General features: G+C 56.8%; 12 protein-coding genes and 1 pseudogene. 8 read left to right on the top strand and 5 right to left on the bottom strand.

The features are described from left to right. Positions 1-179 precede the first annotated feature (179 nt). From XH85_RS12695 to asnB, 8 genes and pseudogenes are all read left to right on the top strand, one after another. Entirely contained in the window at positions 180-2,633 is a 2,454-nt protein-coding gene (locus tag XH85_RS12695; protein WP_128932082.1) for a CaiB/BaiF CoA-transferase family protein, read from the top strand. 250 nt (positions 2,634-2,883) lie between these two features. Then, positions 2,884-3,261, top strand: coding sequence for a hypothetical protein (locus tag XH85_RS47600; protein ID WP_338025631.1), 378 nt, complete (start codon positions 2,884-2,886; stop codon positions 3,259-3,261). A 193-nt stretch (positions 3,262-3,454) separates the two neighbouring features. Next, positions 3,455-4,984, top strand: a complete 1,530-nt coding sequence (locus XH85_RS12705) for a PLP-dependent transferase (RefSeq protein WP_128932083.1) — start codon at positions 3,455-3,457, stop codon at positions 4,982-4,984. 431 nt (positions 4,985-5,415) lie between these two features. Then, positions 5,416-6,175, top strand: a pseudogene (locus XH85_RS12710) (IS5 family transposase). Between the two features lie 30 nt (positions 6,176-6,205). Beyond that, on the top strand, positions 6,206-7,420 hold the full coding sequence (locus tag XH85_RS12715) for an MFS transporter (RefSeq protein ID WP_128932084.1): 1,215 nt from the start codon (positions 6,206-6,208) through the stop codon (positions 7,418-7,420). Between the two features lie 603 nt (positions 7,421-8,023). After that, positions 8,024-8,635 (top strand): CDP-alcohol phosphatidyltransferase family protein, encoded by a 612-nt coding sequence (locus XH85_RS12720; protein WP_128932085.1) that lies wholly within the window; start codon positions 8,024-8,026, stop codon positions 8,633-8,635. A gap of 29 nt (positions 8,636-8,664) precedes the next feature. Next, complete coding sequence (locus XH85_RS12725; protein WP_128932086.1) at positions 8,665-9,468, top strand: formyl transferase; 804 nt, start codon at positions 8,665-8,667, stop codon at positions 9,466-9,468. A gap of 211 nt (positions 9,469-9,679) precedes the next feature. Continuing rightward, positions 9,680-11,572 (top strand): asparagine synthase (glutamine-hydrolyzing), encoded by a 1,893-nt coding sequence (gene asnB, locus XH85_RS12730; protein WP_128932087.1) that lies wholly within the window; start codon positions 9,680-9,682, stop codon positions 11,570-11,572. Positions 11,573-11,988: 416 nt separating this feature from the next. On the opposite strand, the gene XH85_RS12735 is transcribed toward asnB, so the two are convergent. Genes XH85_RS12735 through XH85_RS12755 form a run of 5 tightly spaced genes read right to left on the bottom strand, consistent with a single transcriptional unit; the run spans position 11,989 to position 16,540 of the window. Next, the gene (locus XH85_RS12735) at positions 11,989-12,720 is read right to left on the bottom strand and encodes a peptidase C39 family protein (RefSeq protein ID WP_128932088.1); all 732 of its coding nucleotides are present in this window, start codon (positions 12,718-12,720) and stop codon (positions 11,989-11,991) included. Positions 12,721-12,729: 9 nt separating this feature from the next. Further along, positions 12,730-13,635, bottom strand: a complete 906-nt coding sequence (locus XH85_RS12740) for an ABC transporter permease (protein ID WP_128932089.1) — start codon at positions 13,633-13,635, stop codon at positions 12,730-12,732. After that, the gene (locus tag XH85_RS12745; RefSeq protein WP_128932090.1) at positions 13,636-14,571 is read right to left on the bottom strand and encodes an ABC transporter permease; all 936 of its coding nucleotides are present in this window, start codon (positions 14,569-14,571) and stop codon (positions 13,636-13,638) included. 7 nt (positions 14,572-14,578) lie between these two features. After that, on the bottom strand, positions 14,579-15,478 hold the full coding sequence (locus XH85_RS12750; RefSeq protein WP_128932091.1) for an ABC transporter ATP-binding protein: 900 nt from the start codon (positions 15,476-15,478) through the stop codon (positions 14,579-14,581). Then, a complete protein-coding gene (locus XH85_RS12755; protein ID WP_245474049.1) occupies positions 15,479-16,540 on the bottom strand; it encodes an ABC transporter ATP-binding protein in 1,062 nt (353 codons plus the stop codon). Between the last annotated feature and the right edge of the window lie 10 nt (positions 16,541-16,550).

The raw sequence follows: 16,550 nt of genomic DNA on the forward strand, positions 1-16,550 counted from the left end.
TGTCGGAATACTCTTAGCTACCGCACGGTGTCGCTGCGATCGTCTCCATGAGACCATGGGTACCAACACAAAAGGCCCTGTATAGCGGCTCTCGAGACGCGCCATTGTAGAGTCAAAAAGATAAAATCCGGGACCGGCGATGTCTGCAGTTTCGGTGTTCGGGTAGCATGGGGGCCGTCATGGGCGTGTTATCGGATTTTCGTGTCCTCGAGATTGGGAGCTCAGCTGCAACCAGCTATTGTGCTCGGTTGCTGGCCGATTTTGGCGCAGATGTGCAGAAACTTGAGCCCCCAGCAGGAGACCCGCTTCGCAATAGTGCGCCATTCACGCCCGGTGGTCATAGCGCGTGGTTCGCATTTCTGAATTTCAATAAGTCAAGCATCATGATCGATGCAAACGAGTTGGACGCGATAGAACGTTTGACCGCGTTGATCGAGGACTGCGACATTCTGGTGGATGGCCGAGATGTCGATCCTGCTGGTTGCCCCGCGATTGACGTGGTCGCCATCCGGCAGCGCTGCCCAGGTTTAATCTATCTCAGCGCGAGCTGGTTCGGCAGCGAAGGGCCTTATGCCGGATACGCAGCAACCGATTCGACTGTCCGAGCGCTGGCAGGCCTTGTTAAGCTGGTCGGCCCGGCCGAAGGCCCGCCATCGCACGCGCCGGATTTCCAGACAGGCATTCTAGCCGGGCTTTGGGGGTTCATCGCCGCGGCTTCTTCGGCGTTTGCGCGAATGGAGCGCGGGTCAGGGCGGTCGTGGTCGCTTAGTATTTTCGAATCAAGCATCGCGCTTTGCGATTATGTCATGTTCGAGCAGGTTTCGACCTGCGACATGACACGCCGGATTGGCATCAATCGCTTTTGGCCCACCTTTCCGGCCGGAATTTACGAAACCAAGAACGGTTTACTCGGGGTTACGACAGGTACGCCAGCGCAATGGCGAGCGTTTTGCGACATGCTCGGCCTCTCCGAATTGGGCGACGATTTGGGGCTGGCACACAGCGCTGATCGTCTGCGCCACGTGGAGCGGCTTGAACGACAATTCGTTCCACGCCTAAAAGCGAGGACAGCGCAGGACTGGTTTGCGGAGGGACTGAAGCGGAAAATTCCCATCGTTCCGGTACCGGAAATAGCGGATCTGCTTGAGGACCCGGAGAAGAGAAAGCGGGGCGCAATCGTGCCGATCCTGTTTGGCCGAGAGGAGGCTCTTGCGCCCGGATCGATGCAACGCTTGACGTTGACGCCGCCCCGCCGAGGAGGAAGGGTGCCGGCTTGCGGCGAACAGCAGGATAACCCTTCCTCCTGCAAGCGGTTGAGCCGCGTGGCCTCGGCGCTGGTCGGTCCCAGCGGGTCCGACACGCTGCCCTTGCAGGGGATTCGTGTCATCGACTTCTCGATGGGGTGGGCGGGGCCGCTGTGTACCCGTATTCTGGCTGACCTCGGAGCGGACGTGATCAAGATCGAAGCCATCCAGTATCCGGACTGGTGGCGCGGGGTTGACCGAGGATCTGTTTATGTCGACGCGCACATGTACGAAAAGGCGCCGGTGTTCTGTGTGATGAATCGCAACAAGCGCGGTATCACGCTCGACCTGACGCGGAGCCAAGGACGCGCTCTCGCCAAGCGGCTCTTGGCGGGTGCCGATATCGTTGTCGACAATTATTCAGTCGACGTATTGCCCAAGCTTGGGCTTGGCTTTGACGTGCTTAGAACGCTCAACCCTCGGCTCGTCATGATGTCAATGTCAGGCTTTGGGACCGACAGCGCTCATCGCAATTGCCGGGCTTACGGCTCTACGCTCGAACAGGGCTCGGGCTTGCCGAGGGTGGTGGGAAAGTCAGACGGCCCCCCAGTGATGAGCCACATCGCCTTTGGCGATGCCGTCGGGGGATTGAATGGCTGCGCTGCTGTTCTGGTTGCACTGGTTCACGCCCGTACAAATGGGGAGGGCCAGTTCATTGATCTTGCACAGATCGAGTGCATGATGCCGTTCGCGGCGCCATGGATCATTGTCCAATCGATCAGTCGTACGCCACCTCGAAAGTATGGCAATCGACATCCGCAATTCGTACCACATGGCTGCTTCCGATGTGCAGGTGAAGATAACTGGATCATGATCGCTGTGACCAGCGCAGATATGTGGCAGAACCTTGCCGTAGTCATTGGTCGACCTGACTGGGCCACAGACGCTTCACTGATGTCCGCGGAAGCGCGGCGCGGCATCGAAGATGTGATCGAGGCTAGTATCGAAGCCTGGACGTCCACCCGCGATGCAGATCAGGCTATGGCTGAGTTGCAAGCGGCAAATGTAGCTGCAGGCGTGGCCCGCCTGCCAATTGACCTGCTCAAAGATCGACATCTCCGCTCGCGCGCGTTTATGCAGGAAGTGGAGCGCGCCTTCGTTGGGTTGCACCCGCAGCCCTCGATGCCAATTCGCGAAGGAGAAGGACCGTATCCGATCCGTTCAGCGGCGCCGACGCTCGGGGAACATAACAAAGAGATACTATCGGGGCTTCTGGGACTGTCGGATGCCGAAATAGCGCAATTGACGAGCGAGGGCATCATCGGCACGAAAATGCTCTCCGAAGACGAGCTCGCTAGAACAAAGAGAAAGCGCAGTGCGTCAGGCTGATAAAGCTGCATTTCGCTCAGATTGGAAGAAGACATCCAGGGGATCATAGTGCCACATTCGAGCTGCCATGTCGAAGCCTGGAAGTGGAATGCTGGTCGGCTGACGATCAGCCGCGCAAATAAGGGGCTTCACTCTAGAGCCGGCGAGACCTTGTATGCAAAGGACAAAGGACTCCTGTTGCCATGATGGATTGCTATTGTCCATCTGCGGGCTGACATCTTCGAACATCTTTGGGGAGTGGGCAGTTGTCATGGAAGGAGCATACCGTTCGAGCGCTATGGTTGAATTCTCCGTGCAGTCGAATCCCGTAGCGTCGATCGTTTTCGTTGGCAGAAATCGTCGTGGCAACTGGGTTGCCCGAGAACAGAACGGCATGTTCGGTGGCTTGTTCGTTAACCGCGATCAAGCGTTGAAATACGCTCTTTCCGAGAATGGCAATCATCCAGAAGCGGTCATTGAGAGTTCGCGCGAAATTGAACTCGATGTCCACACCAATCCGCAGATTGCCGGCAAGTGGCCTAGAAGCTGTTGGCGGGCACTAGTACGGGATAACCATCATGGGTGGTGCGGTAAAGGGAAAGCAGCATTTCGCTTTGCTATCGGATGGTTGGCATGGTCGAGATCATAACTTCGGGCGGTATCCGCCAGTCCTTGTTGATCTGGGGAAGAAGATTATGAAGATTAACTGCAATCCTTTGAAAGCGAGTGCTGCCGAGCAGGAGTCAAGACGTGTGCGGGCTCGGGTGTTCTCGTCGGTCTTCCCAGACGTCATAAATGCGATCCAATCCGACCGCCGTTAAAGCGTTAGAGGGAGGCCTTGCATGAATTTGGATATTGATTGCGATGGCACGCCACATGACGGCCCTGCCGCAGGACAAGTATTCCGTGACCTTGGCGTTGAACCGATCATTAATTGTACCGGTGTGCGTACTTCCTACGGCGGATGCAATCCAACGCGATCTGTGCTCGCTGCAATGGAAGCGTCGGGCCGAGGTTTTGTCGTTCTCGACGAAGTGGCGGAAGCGGTCGGACGGAAATTGGCTGTACTCTCCGGTGCCGAATGGGGGCTCGTGACCGCTGGAAGTGCTGCAGCAGTGAGCCAGGCGGTTGCTGCTTGCGTCGTCGGCAACGATCCAGAAAAGATGCTCAAGCTCCCGTTACGAGGCGAGAAAACGGTAGTTGTGGCGGCTGATCAGCGGATGGCTTACGAGCATGCAATTCGAGCAGTCGGTTGTGTGGTGCGTCCTATCGGCCGTGCCTCAGACATGGATCAGATTGAAATTGAGAAGATCGCGGCAATATGCGTGGTTGCCTCAGATATTCCAAAGTCGGTCTTGTCGTTCGAACAAATCGCTCTGCGCTCCAAACAACTGGGAATCCCGCTGATTGTGGACGGGGCCGGAGCAGCGCCAAGATTTCCCAGCGTTTTGCTTCAAAATGGGGCCGATCTGCTGATTCATTCAGGCGGCAAGTATATCTGCGGACCACAATCTACCGGCTTCTTACTAGGCTCGGAAAGATTATGCAGAGCGGCGTACTTGAATGGGCCCCCTGGCCAATCGTTTGGTCGGTCAATGAAGGTTGGCAAAGACGAGATCATTGGCGCTTACGTCGCGCTGGAGCAATGGGTTCGAGGAGGAGCCGCTCGTGCTATGGAAAGATGGCGCGAGTGTATTTCGATAATGAAGCGCGAGTTTTTGAGCGTACCTGGGCTCTCCGTCGAAGAGATCGAACCAGACTCTGCATTCTGCAATCCACGAATAGCGGTTTCTTGGCGCGCTAAGGTATTCCCAGTAAGCGCCGACGTGATCGCCAAGAAGCTGGCTGGCGGGCGTCCGCGCATTGTGTTGCACGACTGTTGGCAGGAGCCGCAACGGATCGTAGTCGATCCAACCAATCTGACCGGATTCGAAGCCGAGATCGTTGGCCGTTCAATCGTTCATGCCATTTCAGAGCCTTTTGTTCCGCCAGCCGCACCACCGCACGAGGACTTTGAGGACGTAGCAGGAGCATGGCAGGTCTTTATCGACTTTCTTCATGGTAGCACTGTACACGCGTTCGTTCTGCTACAGGAGAGTCAAGACATTACGGGCAAACACATCGGCGCCGATGTCTCGAGTAACTGCCGAGGCCAGATAGTTGGACCGAAATTGAAGCTGGTTTCACAGTTGCCGGGCGATCCCTTGGCCATAGACTACGAGTTCGAAGGGACGCTTCGCGACGGCATTTTGACAGGGGTTGTTTACTTGGGTGCGTCCGCAGCCAAGTACAGCGGTCTCAGCTTTAGGCGGCAATTCGGACGAGCGAGTTGGCGCGCCACGCGTACCCGAGCAAGTCACACCGACGGCTAAAATGCGCAAGTCGTCGCTAAGCGGTCCACTAAACTAGTCGAGCAAATTGGAGATAATAAGGAAGTACCATCCTCGACGACAATTCACCCCGGTCCATGCTCGCATACTGTTGATACGCGTGGCCAAGCTGATGAAGCGTATTTGGCCGGCTGGAAACCAAATGCAGGCCAGCCGCTAATATGTGTGTAGTGCAGACCACGGTTACATCGAGACCTACCGCGAAGTCGCATGGCCGAGGCAATACTTGGTGCGACCAAACGGCGGTCAAAGTCGCCCCGTAGTTCGTGTCATTCACCATCACTGGAATAAATCTGTTCGGGCGAAATCGGAGGGGAAACAGAGCCCATTGCCCGCAATCCGTATTAGGGTCTGTACCTAATTAGCGAACTTTGATTCCCTCGCACCGAGTTGATTCGGTGCGGGGGTCTTGGATGCGCAAAGGGCTGTTTTGGCTCAACGACGAGCAATGGGCTCAGATAAGGCCACATCTGCCAACGAACCAGACCGGCCCGGCGCGCGATGATGATCGACGTATCATCAGCGGCATCATTCACATGCTTCAATGCGGTGCGCGCTGGCGCGATTGCCCGCCCGATTATGGCCCGTACACGACGATCTACAATCGTTTCAATCGCTGGGCTAAGCGCGGACATTGGCAGGCGATCTTTGAAGCGCTCGCCCGCTGTGGCAAGGACAGCGTGACTTTGTCCATCGACTCCACCACGATCAAAGCGCATCGCTCGGCGAGCGGCGGAAAAGGGGGAGCATGAACAGGCGATCGGCCGCTCGCGCGGTGGGCGGACCACGAAAATCCACGCGCTGAGCGACCCTGATTGCAGACCTTGCGCATTTCATCTCACTCCGGGGCAAGCCGCAGATATTGCCGCAGGACCGGCCCTTTTGAAGCTCGCGCCGCCCATGTCTAGCCTTATCGGGGACAAAGGCTACGACGGCGACGGCTTTCGCGCCGAAATCGTCGATCGCGGCGCGAAGCCCGTCATTCCAAACAAATCCAACAGGGTGGTCCTCCACAGCTTCAGCAAACGTGCCTACAAAGGACGCAATGTCATCGAGCGCTGTTTCTGCCGGCTCAAGGATTTCAGGCGTGTCGCTACTCGGTATGACAAACTCGCCAGGAACTTCTTAGCCGCCGTCCACCTCGCCGCCATCGTCGCCTATTGGATCAATTGAGTCTGAACCCTAGTTGAGGCACTCGACGATATGCGACCGGAACCGAGAAGATCGAAACCCACCCGGGAGGATGACAGTCTGATCGTTGTGGCACTGGGCGGTGCAGGAATTATCAGCTACGGCACACTTTATTATTGTGTGGCGGCCATTGCAAAAGAGGCTTCCCGTGACCTCGTAGTCACAGAGGACTGGATAATTGGTTGTTTCTCATTTGCTTTGCTTGCCAGTGCGCTGATGTCGCTGGTTGCCGGTCGCCTCATGGACCGATACGGCGCAGGCAAGACAATGAAGGTCGCCTCATTCGTTGGAGCTGCTAGCCTGGGAATTGCAGCAACTTCTTGGAATGCAGTCGTTTTTGCAATCGCCCTGTTCGGTATGCAACTTGCGTCGGCATTTCTCTTTTATGAGGCTGCGTTCGTGTTCTTGGTACAGCGAGATGCGGTTCATGCAGGACGGCAAATGGCTCTCCTGACATTAATTGTCGGTTTCTCGTCAACGCTATTTTGGCCGTTGACCTCGTTGCTGCTCACTTCGATATGCTGGAGGCAAGTCTGTTGGATCTATGGAGGCTGCAATGTTCTCCTCGCTGTCCCTTTAATCCAATTGGCTCTTGGGAAGTCCTCCGCAAGGCTTGGAGATCAGAACACGGTCTGTGGCCCGCAAGACCAGTCCTCTTCCAAGACGATTGACCTCCTCCTCATGACGTTAGGCTTTTCGCTGACGACATTTGCTTTTTCAGCGTTACTCAGTCGAATGATTCCTATCCTTGCGTCGATCGGTTTAGAGCTGCAGGAGACAGCCTTGGTTTCCACGCTCTTCGGCCCGTCACAGATCGCGGTACGGCTATTTGCGGGATCGTTTACCGAGAGGATATCGCCAATTCAACTCACCATTCTCTCATGTGTTATGCTCTCGGCGGCGACATTCACTATTATACTGACGTCTCACTCTTTCGTCGGAATTGCAATCTTCGTTGCCTTGGTTGGGTTTAGCTCTGGTCTAAACAGCATCTGCCGTGGGAGCTTGCCGCTCTCAGTCTTCGGGCCGGATGGGTATGGAGCACGGGTCGGGTTGATCACGATCTTCCGATTATCGACGGCGTCGTTCGCGCCATTCTTCTTCAATTTCATCCAAAACAACTATGGCGTCAGGCTTGCCTTGACTTCTCTAGCCATCTGCGCAACAGCAAGCACTCTTTCATTCGCACTCGTGAGTGCCCGATTGAAGCGGGAACCAGGCCGTTGAAGAAGTGGGCCGGTCGGCCTGACGGCGAGCCCAACGCGAACTGGATCGTCAATAAGTGTCCGCCACCTTAGATGAACGATCGCAAGTGTCTGCGTTTAGGCTTATCACGCCGAGCCCGACGTTAGCACGCATTCTGGAGAGCCTGGTGTGCGGGAGGGGCGATCAACTGGGCGGTCCAACTGCAGCGCCGAATGAGAGACGTATCTCGGCTTCGCCGGGCCAAAGCTCTAAATGACAAGTGCCGCCCCGCTGAGGAGCTGCACTTTGCGATTATCTGGTACTCTAGACTTGGCCATCGCGATCGCGACCGCTGCCTGGGACGTGTCAGCAAGCGCCCGCTGGCGGTCCTTTCGAGGCGATCGAACAGCAGCTGCTATGGGAGAGAACGTCAAGGTAACCGACCACAGCTCGAGTCCGCCTCGTCCACACATTCGCATGAAGGGAAGAGCTGCCGCCTTAGCTCGCGCAACCCATTAAGCTGACCTACTAGAACCGGTAGATTGCGGACATTTCGGGCCTTGCCCAAGTTAAGTTGCGGTTGCCAGCCACCGCAAGGGCTGGGAATTCGATCGCTCTCGGCAGAAAGAGTAACATCGAGGTTCGATGATCGCATACCTATCTGACCGCGCAAACGCCGTTACTGCCTTGGGGCTGCTCTGTTCTGGTGCAGCGACGGGGCTCGCGGTAAAAGGACACTATGAGGCGGGAGTAGCGCTCGGGCTCTGGGCGATAATCGCTGACGATGTGGATGGCGAAATTGCCCGGCGCACCAGGAATCGAACGCTTGCCACGAAAGCCATTGGTAGAGCTCTCGATGCGCTCTCTGACCTCATGTTTGGATCAGTCATCCCAGCAATTGTCATCGCCTCTTTCATCGAATCTCCAGCATCTGCGGTATTCACAGCGTTCCTGACATTGATCGGAGCGCTTCGCCTTGCATATTTTGACTATTTCGGATTGGACGATCGCGGTTATTCGACCGGTCTACCACTCTCATACGCTCTGCCTGTTATCGCGGCGATCTTGCTGGTTGACCACACCATTGCGCCGCTCGCGTTACATGTCGTTCTTCCTGCCGTCTTTGTACCGCTATCGTTGCTCCACATCGCCCCCTTCAAGATCAAAGCCTCGGGCACGCTTGTGCATGTGATTACCATCGGCGTGGCGGCCACTGCCTCCGCCGGGCTGCTGATGACGAGTAGAGCGGATCAATAAGCGGGCTTGCAATGTCGTAAGGACGAGAAATGTCGAGCTTAACTGAGAACGTGGTATTTGCCGGCACTAGGGGACTTGCGACCCGCTGTCTTCTGTTCGTTATCGAGACCTGCGGAAAAGACCACGTCGCTGGTATTCTCGGCGCTTCCCGATATGAGAAAACATGGTGGCGGCACGAGACCAGTGAGGAGCTTTGGGACGTCGCAGACCGCTTCGGAATACCATTTTTCGACTCGATAGATGATGTTCCTCCTCTCGGAACGTTTCTCGTAAGCGTCATGTGGAATAAGATTTTTCCGCCCCATATCCTCGCACGTTTTGATGGAGGAGGCATCAATCTTCATCCAGGCCCGCTCCCTGAATATCGCGGCAGTTTTGCGCGGACGCATGCTATACTCAATGGCGAGAAGAGCTTTGGGGTGACTGTCCACTATCTCTCAGAGCGGGTCGATAGGGGCGATATCATCAGCGAATTGCAGTTCCCTGTGCTGCCTTCAGAGACGGCCCTCTCTTTAGACACCAGAGCGCAGCTTTATGGCTACGCGCTCTTCTGCCTGGTGTGGCTGCGTCTGTTGGATGGATCGGCTACCTCTCGTTCACAAGACGAGTTGATCGCTCAAGACAAGCGCAAGGCCTGCTTCTATCCCATGCGCAAGATGACCGCACTTTTGGATTCGTCAGACGTTCCACGCAGCGCCGAAGAACTCGATCGGCTCTACCGCGCTCTATACCTTCCACCACGCATTGAGCCTCCCAAGTGGCTCGTCGAACGCGTCATGACTAATGAGGTTCGGACGCTCCTTCGGGATTCTACCGCCGGCGGTAAGGCGTGACTTGGCGCGCAGCGCGTCAGCGAGCCCTAAAATATGAGACAGCGCTTCTCGAGGACGTCCGCGACGGCCGAAGTGTGCCTGCGAATTGCCGCTCATCGACTGAACGTGCTCTAATCTCTGGGGGTTGTTTTTGTAGTATCCGGCCTACCGAGGGGTGCGGGCGAGGCGACGCCTCGCGCAGAGCCAGCTTAGCGCGCGGAGGAGGCTAGCTGTGTGTGGGATTTGCGGATTTATCGGACGGATTACTGATAAGTCAGTGACCGAGCGGAACCTCGCGCGTTGCGCTCAGACGCTGGCCCATCGGGGGCCCGACGCGAGTGGCAGTTGCGTGACCTCTTCCTTTGCCTTTGCGCATCGAAGGCTCGCGATCATTGATCCGGATCCCAGGTCAAATCAACCGTTCCTCGATGAGGAGCTCGGCCTAGCCGTCACGTATAACGGGGAGATCTACAATTACCGTGACTTAAAGCGGGACTTACTTCGGCGCGGATACCAGTTCCGCACAGAGTCGGATACGGAAGTACTTTGCAAGGCATTTGCTTGTTGGGGGATTGATAGCGTCAAACGTCTGCGGGGAATGTTTGCTTTCGCAATCTACGATCAAGAAACGGAGACAGCGTTCCTTGTCAGAGATCGGCTCGGAATTAAGCCGCTATATTACGCTTGCGCAGATAATGGCTTTGTCTTTGCCTCACAGCCGTCAGCCATCCTGCAGTGGCCAGGGGTCAGCTCCAGGCTCGATCCGCTTGGATTATCAAGCTTTCTCTCCTACCGTGCCGTCTTCGGCGAGAGGACGCTATTTGCAGATATTCGAAAGCTGCAACCTGGAACCTGGTTGAAAATCACGGCGCAATCGCATGAGCATACACGTTGGTGGGATCCTGCCCGCCTCGATGAGAGTGATGATTGCAGTTCTCTCGAAACCTTGATCGGCAGCGCCGTGGAGGAACATTTGCTGCCCCACACGCCGGTCGCGGCGCTGCTTTCTGGAGGCCTCGACTCCAGTATCTTGGCCTTCGAGCTTTCAAGGCACTCGTCACACAAGCCGACATGCTTCACCGGGGTCGTATGCGGCGATCTTTACGATGAAAGCCCTTATGCGGTCGAGGTCGCGAAATCCCTCAAGCTAGGCCACGTCTTGGTCCGGCTGCCCGGGGCAACGAGCCTGGACGTCGTTAAACGCCTTACCGCATTACGTGGTCATCCAGTCGGCATGCACAACGAAGCGGCGATGTATTTGCTTGCTCGAGCAGTCAGCCACTCTCACAAGGTTCTCCTTACCGGCGAAGGTGCCGACGAGATATTCCTTGGATATAGCCGGATCTTCAGATTGCCCTTTGACCTTCGTCGACAGGCGCTGTTGGCCGCTTTGCCAGATGTCATTGGCCGCCCGGCGCGACGTCATCTCGGCCTTCCCAAGTTCAAAGCGAGCGAATTCGAGCTCTTTCTTGCGCGGTACACTTACTTTCCCCAAGTCGAGAAGCTGGGGCTGGCAACACCGGCATGGAGAAAGGACATCGGTCACGACGCGGAGCTGATCGGCTGGATGGACAATGCCTACCATTCAGGCGGCCCCAGGCCGGTCGAGCGTATAAGGGAGTTCTTTGTACGGCATCATCTGCCGGCGCTGCTCGAAATGGTCGACAACACCACAATGGCGGCGGGGGTGGAGTCTCGCGTTCCATTCACAGACCACCGAATCGTTGCGCTGGCTCTGCGCATGTCGTTCTCAGAACATCTGCGTTGGAAACATGCCTTCGCCCCATTTCAGGCAGCCTTCACGCCGATTGAGAAATTTAGCGAAACGCTCGACGTCTCCAAGGCCGCGCTGCGCACCCTTTACAGAGGTCGTCTACCCGCAAGTGTGATCACGAGAAAGAAGCTCGGGTTTCCGTTGCCCTTAGGTAAGTGGGCGACAGACCAGAGCTCGGCGCCCTTTCGTGACTTGATCTTCAAAGAATCTCCCGCGATCGCCGATTATCTCGATATTGGTGCTCTCCGTCGATGGTATGCACGCCGCTCTCAAGCGGCAAACGATGCATTCGGAAAGCAACTCTGGCTGATCTGCAATCTGGAGGTCTTCCTTCGTCAACTTTCTTCATAGCTGTTGGTAGGACCGGATGCGGGGGAGCCGAGGCAATCCGGAATGCCGCACCGCTTAGCGGGAAGACGAGCCGATCGGTGTGGAAACGGGAGAGTGTCAGGCGCCAGAAGTATAGATACGCGATCGCGCTATCCAGTGCGCATAACGCGTTCTGAGGAGTGCTGGAACTGCGCCGAGCTACGCGAATGGATTAGGATGCGAGAAGGACGCTGAGAGAGGCCTGTCGTGTTCGCGCGCCCGGCGAAAAAGCTCGTTTTGACGTACGCGCGCAGAATGCAGAACATGCCTCATGGTGGCTGGTTATGCTGCTGTCGAACTCGGTGTATGCCGGCGCTGCCGACAGCAGGCCGCTCGATGACACCATTCGAGGACTAATCGTGGCTTTAGGTTGGGCCTCTTGGCGGCTGCCGCATGCATCAGCGTTCGGGACCAGTAACGCCCGGCATGTCAGGCCGAGGTTGATGGCCAGCATAAATCCGGGGAAGCGGAAGCGCGACATTCGCCATTTTTGGAAGGCCCGCAAGAATGACTGCCTTTTCCCGGCTGGGACCGAATTCGGTCATGCTGGCAAAGCTCGCGTGGTCGACGCGAGTGGCAGCATCTTCCTGGGCGGGATCTTTGAGAGGATCATTGAAGAACACGTAATCGACGTCGGTCCCGGTCACCACCACCCAATGAGTGATGGTTTTACCTTCGAACTCAATGCTGATCATCACGATGGGATACCACCCCGCCGCCATCCAATTCGAGAGGTCATCGAGGCTGTAAGCGCCGACATGGACAGGGATGCCGCGTTGGTACGCTTCGGTGAGATCTCGCTCCTGGAGAATGTGCATCACCTCCATCTCGTTACCGTGTGAAGCGCGAGACTTAAGAAAAAGCCCATCGTGGCTTACGACAACAAGCGCTGCGAAGCCGCGACGTTTGAGGGCCAATGCCAGACCAACCGGTCCGCAGCCACCGTGAATGGTCGTTGCCTCTCGCCAGATCTCGAGCTCCGCTGTTTCACTCGGTTGATATCGCTCGTCCAGCGCGGACATGACCATCATCAGGGAGGATGGTCCACAGGTGAACTTCCTCTTTTGCCGATACAGAGGGACGTTCCTGACCATTTGATTCGTTGAGCTTTCGAGGTCCGGACGCGACATGACGTCACCTCAGATGGAGTTGAAAGAAGCTGGGCGAGGTCCCGTCTGGCGCAGAGACTCGCTTATTGTCATCAGTGCGATCGCCGTCGCTGCGATGACGAGGCCCGGCGCGAGGGCGATCCACCATGCGGTCATCAAATAGTCTCTGCCGAATCCCACCATATTGCCTAAGCTCGACATCGGCGGTTGTATCCCCAGTCCCAGAAAGCTCAGGGTGCTTTCCAGTAGAACCGTCTCGGTAAGCCCAAGGGTCATGCCGACCACGACGGTAGGTGCACAGGTTGGGAGAATATGCCTTGCGTAGATATGGACCCGCGAAGCGTTATAGGTCCGCGCCGCCGTTACATGGAGCCGATTGCGGGCCGTCAAAGCCAACCCTCTCGCGATGCGGGCGTGGCGCTCCCAACCGTGCAAGCCCACAAGACAGACAAAGAGTGCCAGCGAATTGCCAAATATCGTGATGACAAGCAGTGCGGTCATCATGAACGGCACGGCAGCCTGCATATCGACGAGTGCCATGACTCCCTCGTCGATCAGTCCGCCAAGCTCGGCAGCGAGGAAGCCCAACGAAACGCCCAGCAGGGTACTAATGAAGGTCCCGCCCACCGCAATGAGCATGCTGATCTGGATCGAATATATCAAGCGTGCCAGCACGTCCCGGCCGAGCTCGTCAGTGCCCAGCAAATGTTCCAGCGTGCCGCCAAAGAATAGTGGTGGCGTAAGCCGTGCATCCAAGGAGATTTGTGCTGGATGATAGGGGGAGATCACCTGGGCCAGTACGGCAATCAATAGACATCCGACGATCCACATTGAGGCACCATAGAGTCCTATCTTGGCTGGCTTACGCGGATCGCGTCGGGCTTTCGAAGAACGAAAGATGTTCCAAGTCCATTCATGCGGCCAGGCGGTACTCATCTATTTCTCCGAGGATTTAGACCGCGGATCAAGCCAGGTGTAACCGAGGTCGACGGCAAGGTTAGTCATGATCATCGCAGTGCCAGCAAGCAGAACAATTGCCTGCACCACTGGAACATCTCTGCTTCCGACGGACGTGACGAAGAGATTTCCAATACCCGGCCATGAAAAGACCGTCTCGACCACTGCCGAACCAGTTACCGCTCCGCCGATGAGCAGGCCAAGGATGGTCAGGATCGGAGCCGCTGCATTGGGCAGTACGTGGTGGATCAATATCCGCCAGAACGGAATGCCGCGCGCAAACGCAGCCAACACATAGCGACTGTCCAGCGATTGGCGAACGGCCACGCGGGTGTACCGTGCAAGCACGGCGGAGCTCGCGGCCGCCATGGTTACTGCCGGCAGAGCCAAGCTGCGCCAGCTCTCCGCGCCGCCGGTCGGCAACCAGCTGAGGTGAATTGAAAACACCAGCATCAGGACGATCGCCAGGAAGAAGCTGGGAACGCACAGTCCCACGACGGTTCCGATCGTGCACGCACGGCCTATGAAGCTCGATGGAAACACCGCGGCAGTTGTTCCTCCCGCAACGCCTGTGAGCGCCGCCAAGGTAAGAGCAGAGCAGGTGAGTATCAGCGTCAGTGGAAGGTGGCTGAGGACGACACCGAGTGCATCCTGTCGATAGACGTATGAGACACCTAAGCTTCCTCGGACGACGTTATGGAGATAGGCTAGGTATTGCGCCAAGATGGGGCGATCGAGCCCCAATTCGCCTGAGTATGCGGCGCGCATGTCCGGGGTCGCGTCGGGCCCAAGTAAGACGGTTACCGGATCGCCAGCACAGCGCATAAGAATGAATACGCTCGTCACCATCAGAATGAGCGTGACCAATGCGCGGGCGATTTTGCTCGCAAATACCTTATGGGCGTTGCGCCTCATGCGATTATCACCTCTCCGCCGGCACGTGCCGAGGCTCTGTGGGCTGCGAATAAGGTGTTGAACGTGATGCCATTTCGACCGCGAATTCGGAATTGGGCACCGCCCTGAGCAAGGACTTCATGTAATCCGTCTTTGGGTCGAGCAGTACCTGATCGCGTGAACCGCTCTCAACGATGCTTCCGCGCTTTAGGACCGTGATCTCTGAACAGAGATAGGCGACGGATCTGATATCATGACTGATGAATAGCAGGGACAGGCCGCGGCTCTCACGCAGGTCCGACAGAAGGTTCAGGATCTGAGCTTGAACAGTCATGTCGAGTGCGGAGACAGGCTCGTCACAAATCAGAACCTCGGGATCGAGAATAAGCGCTCGCGCTATATTGACCCGCTGGGCCTGTCCGCCGCTTATCTGATGCGGTAACTTGCCAAGGATCTCGCCCGATAGGCCGACGGCGGAAATTGCTGCAGCCAGCCGAGCCTGACAATCGGAAGACCTCATTTTGAAGTTCACGAGCAGAGGCGCGATGATTTGTTTGCCGATCGGGATGACTGGGTCCAGTGCGTCGAGAGGGCTCTGAAAGACAGGTTGGACACGAAGGCGGAACGCCGCCAATCGATCCGGCGTCAGCAGCTCGCCCTCAAAAAGGATCTGACCCGCTTGTGGCGCTGTCAGCCCAAGCAGAAGCTTCGCAATTGTGCTTTTGCCGCTGCCGGACTCCCCGATCAGCCCATGGGCTTTCCCACGATGGACGATCATGTTGATCTTGCGCAGCCTCGAGCCGCCAAGGACCTCCGCAGCGGAGCTGCGAGCGGCCGGGTAACAAAAATCCACATTGCGCAGTTCGAGGATCGGTTCGGGTGACGCTGGCGCTGCACGAACGCGAGCAGGCCCGATTGGCGATGTCATTCATGCCTCCAAGTTGTGGCATGCCACCACTTGTTGTGCCTTGTCCTGCAAGGCGGGCCTTGTGTGCCGGCAAATGTCCAGCGTTCCGGAGCACCGAGATGCGAAATTGCAGCCGGCCTGGCGCTGAGTAGGTTCGGGGAGGGTACCTGCAGGGCTGTGCAGACGCCGGGGATGCCCTGAGAGTGGGGGGACAGCGGAGAATAGCGCGCGCGTATAAGGGTGCAGGGGAGTTCGAGCGACGAGATCGGCGAGCCCCATTTCGACCAACTGGCCGGCGTAGAGAACGCCGATGCGATCCGATCGCTGCAGGGCAACTCCCAGGTCATGGGTCACAAAGAGGATTGCCATGTCTGAGCGGAGCCGTTCGAGCAAGTCAAGAATCTGCTTTTGCGTGGTGACATCGAGAGCCGAGGTCGGCTCGTCTGCGATGAGAAGCTTCGGCTTCATCGCGAGCGCCATTGCAATCATGACGCGCTGATTCATTCCGCCAGACATCTCGTGCGGATATTTTCTCATCGTCTCTTTGGGATCATCGATCCCAACATCACAGAGTAGATCTGCAGCCCTTTCGCTCGCCTCTCGCTTGCTCAACCCGCCGGTCATCTGGACAGTCTCCCGAAGCTGGAATCCGATGTTCCGAACGGGGTTAAGATATAGGCTTGGCTGTTGGTAGATCATTGCACGCAGGCGCCGATCGACCTCGGCAAGAGGCCTGCCTTCGATGTGAATATCGCCGTGACATCTCAGCTCGGAACTTGCTACTCCCATAATGGTCGAACACAGCACGCTCTTTCCGCTGCCGCTTTCGCCGACAAGCGCGAAAAACTCACCTTTCCGCAACTTGAACTGAACGGCATCCAGGAGGCGCGTCTCGGGTCGGTCTGCAAGAACAACCGTCAAACCAGTAATGCTGAGAAGCGGCAGGCTGCCAGCCGCCATGGCTGGGCGCCCGGCACTCCCTTGCTCAAAAGTTTGAACAAAAGGTGCTTCAAGTGCGTGCGAACTGGTTTGGTCCATGATTCCACCTTTCGAGCAGACAATATTCATCTGCGTCTGGCTCAAGGCGTTCTCG

It is taken from the genome of Bradyrhizobium zhanjiangense (assembly GCF_004114935.1).
Lineage (GTDB): Bacteria > Pseudomonadota > Alphaproteobacteria > Rhizobiales > Xanthobacteraceae > Bradyrhizobium > Bradyrhizobium zhanjiangense.

Bases quoted from the DNA above. Each gene is read 5' to 3' on its own strand.
- XH85_RS12695 (WP_128932082.1), top strand. From the start codon at position 180: ATGGGCGTGTTATCGGATTTTCGTGTCCTCGAGATTGGGAGCTCAGCT.
- XH85_RS47600 (WP_338025631.1), top strand. From the start codon at position 2,884: ATGGAAGGAGCATACCGTTCGAGCGCTATGGTTGAATTCTCCGTGCAG.
- XH85_RS12705 (WP_128932083.1), top strand. From the start codon at position 3,455: ATGAATTTGGATATTGATTGCGATGGCACGCCACATGACGGCCCTGCC.
- XH85_RS12715 (WP_128932084.1), top strand. From the start codon at position 6,206: ATGCGACCGGAACCGAGAAGATCGAAACCCACCCGGGAGGATGACAGT.
- XH85_RS12720 (WP_128932085.1), top strand. From the start codon at position 8,024: ATGATCGCATACCTATCTGACCGCGCAAACGCCGTTACTGCCTTGGGG.
- XH85_RS12725 (WP_128932086.1), top strand. From the start codon at position 8,665: ATGTCGAGCTTAACTGAGAACGTGGTATTTGCCGGCACTAGGGGACTT.
- XH85_RS12735 (WP_128932088.1), bottom strand. From the start codon at position 12,720: ATGTCGCGTCCGGACCTCGAAAGCTCAACGAATCAAATGGTCAGGAAC.
- XH85_RS12740 (WP_128932089.1), bottom strand. From the start codon at position 13,635: ATGAGTACCGCCTGGCCGCATGAATGGACTTGGAACATCTTTCGTTCT.
- XH85_RS12745 (WP_128932090.1), bottom strand. From the start codon at position 14,571: ATGAGGCGCAACGCCCATAAGGTATTTGCGAGCAAAATCGCCCGCGCA.
- XH85_RS12750 (WP_128932091.1), bottom strand. From the start codon at position 15,478: ATGACATCGCCAATCGGGCCTGCTCGCGTTCGTGCAGCGCCAGCGTCA.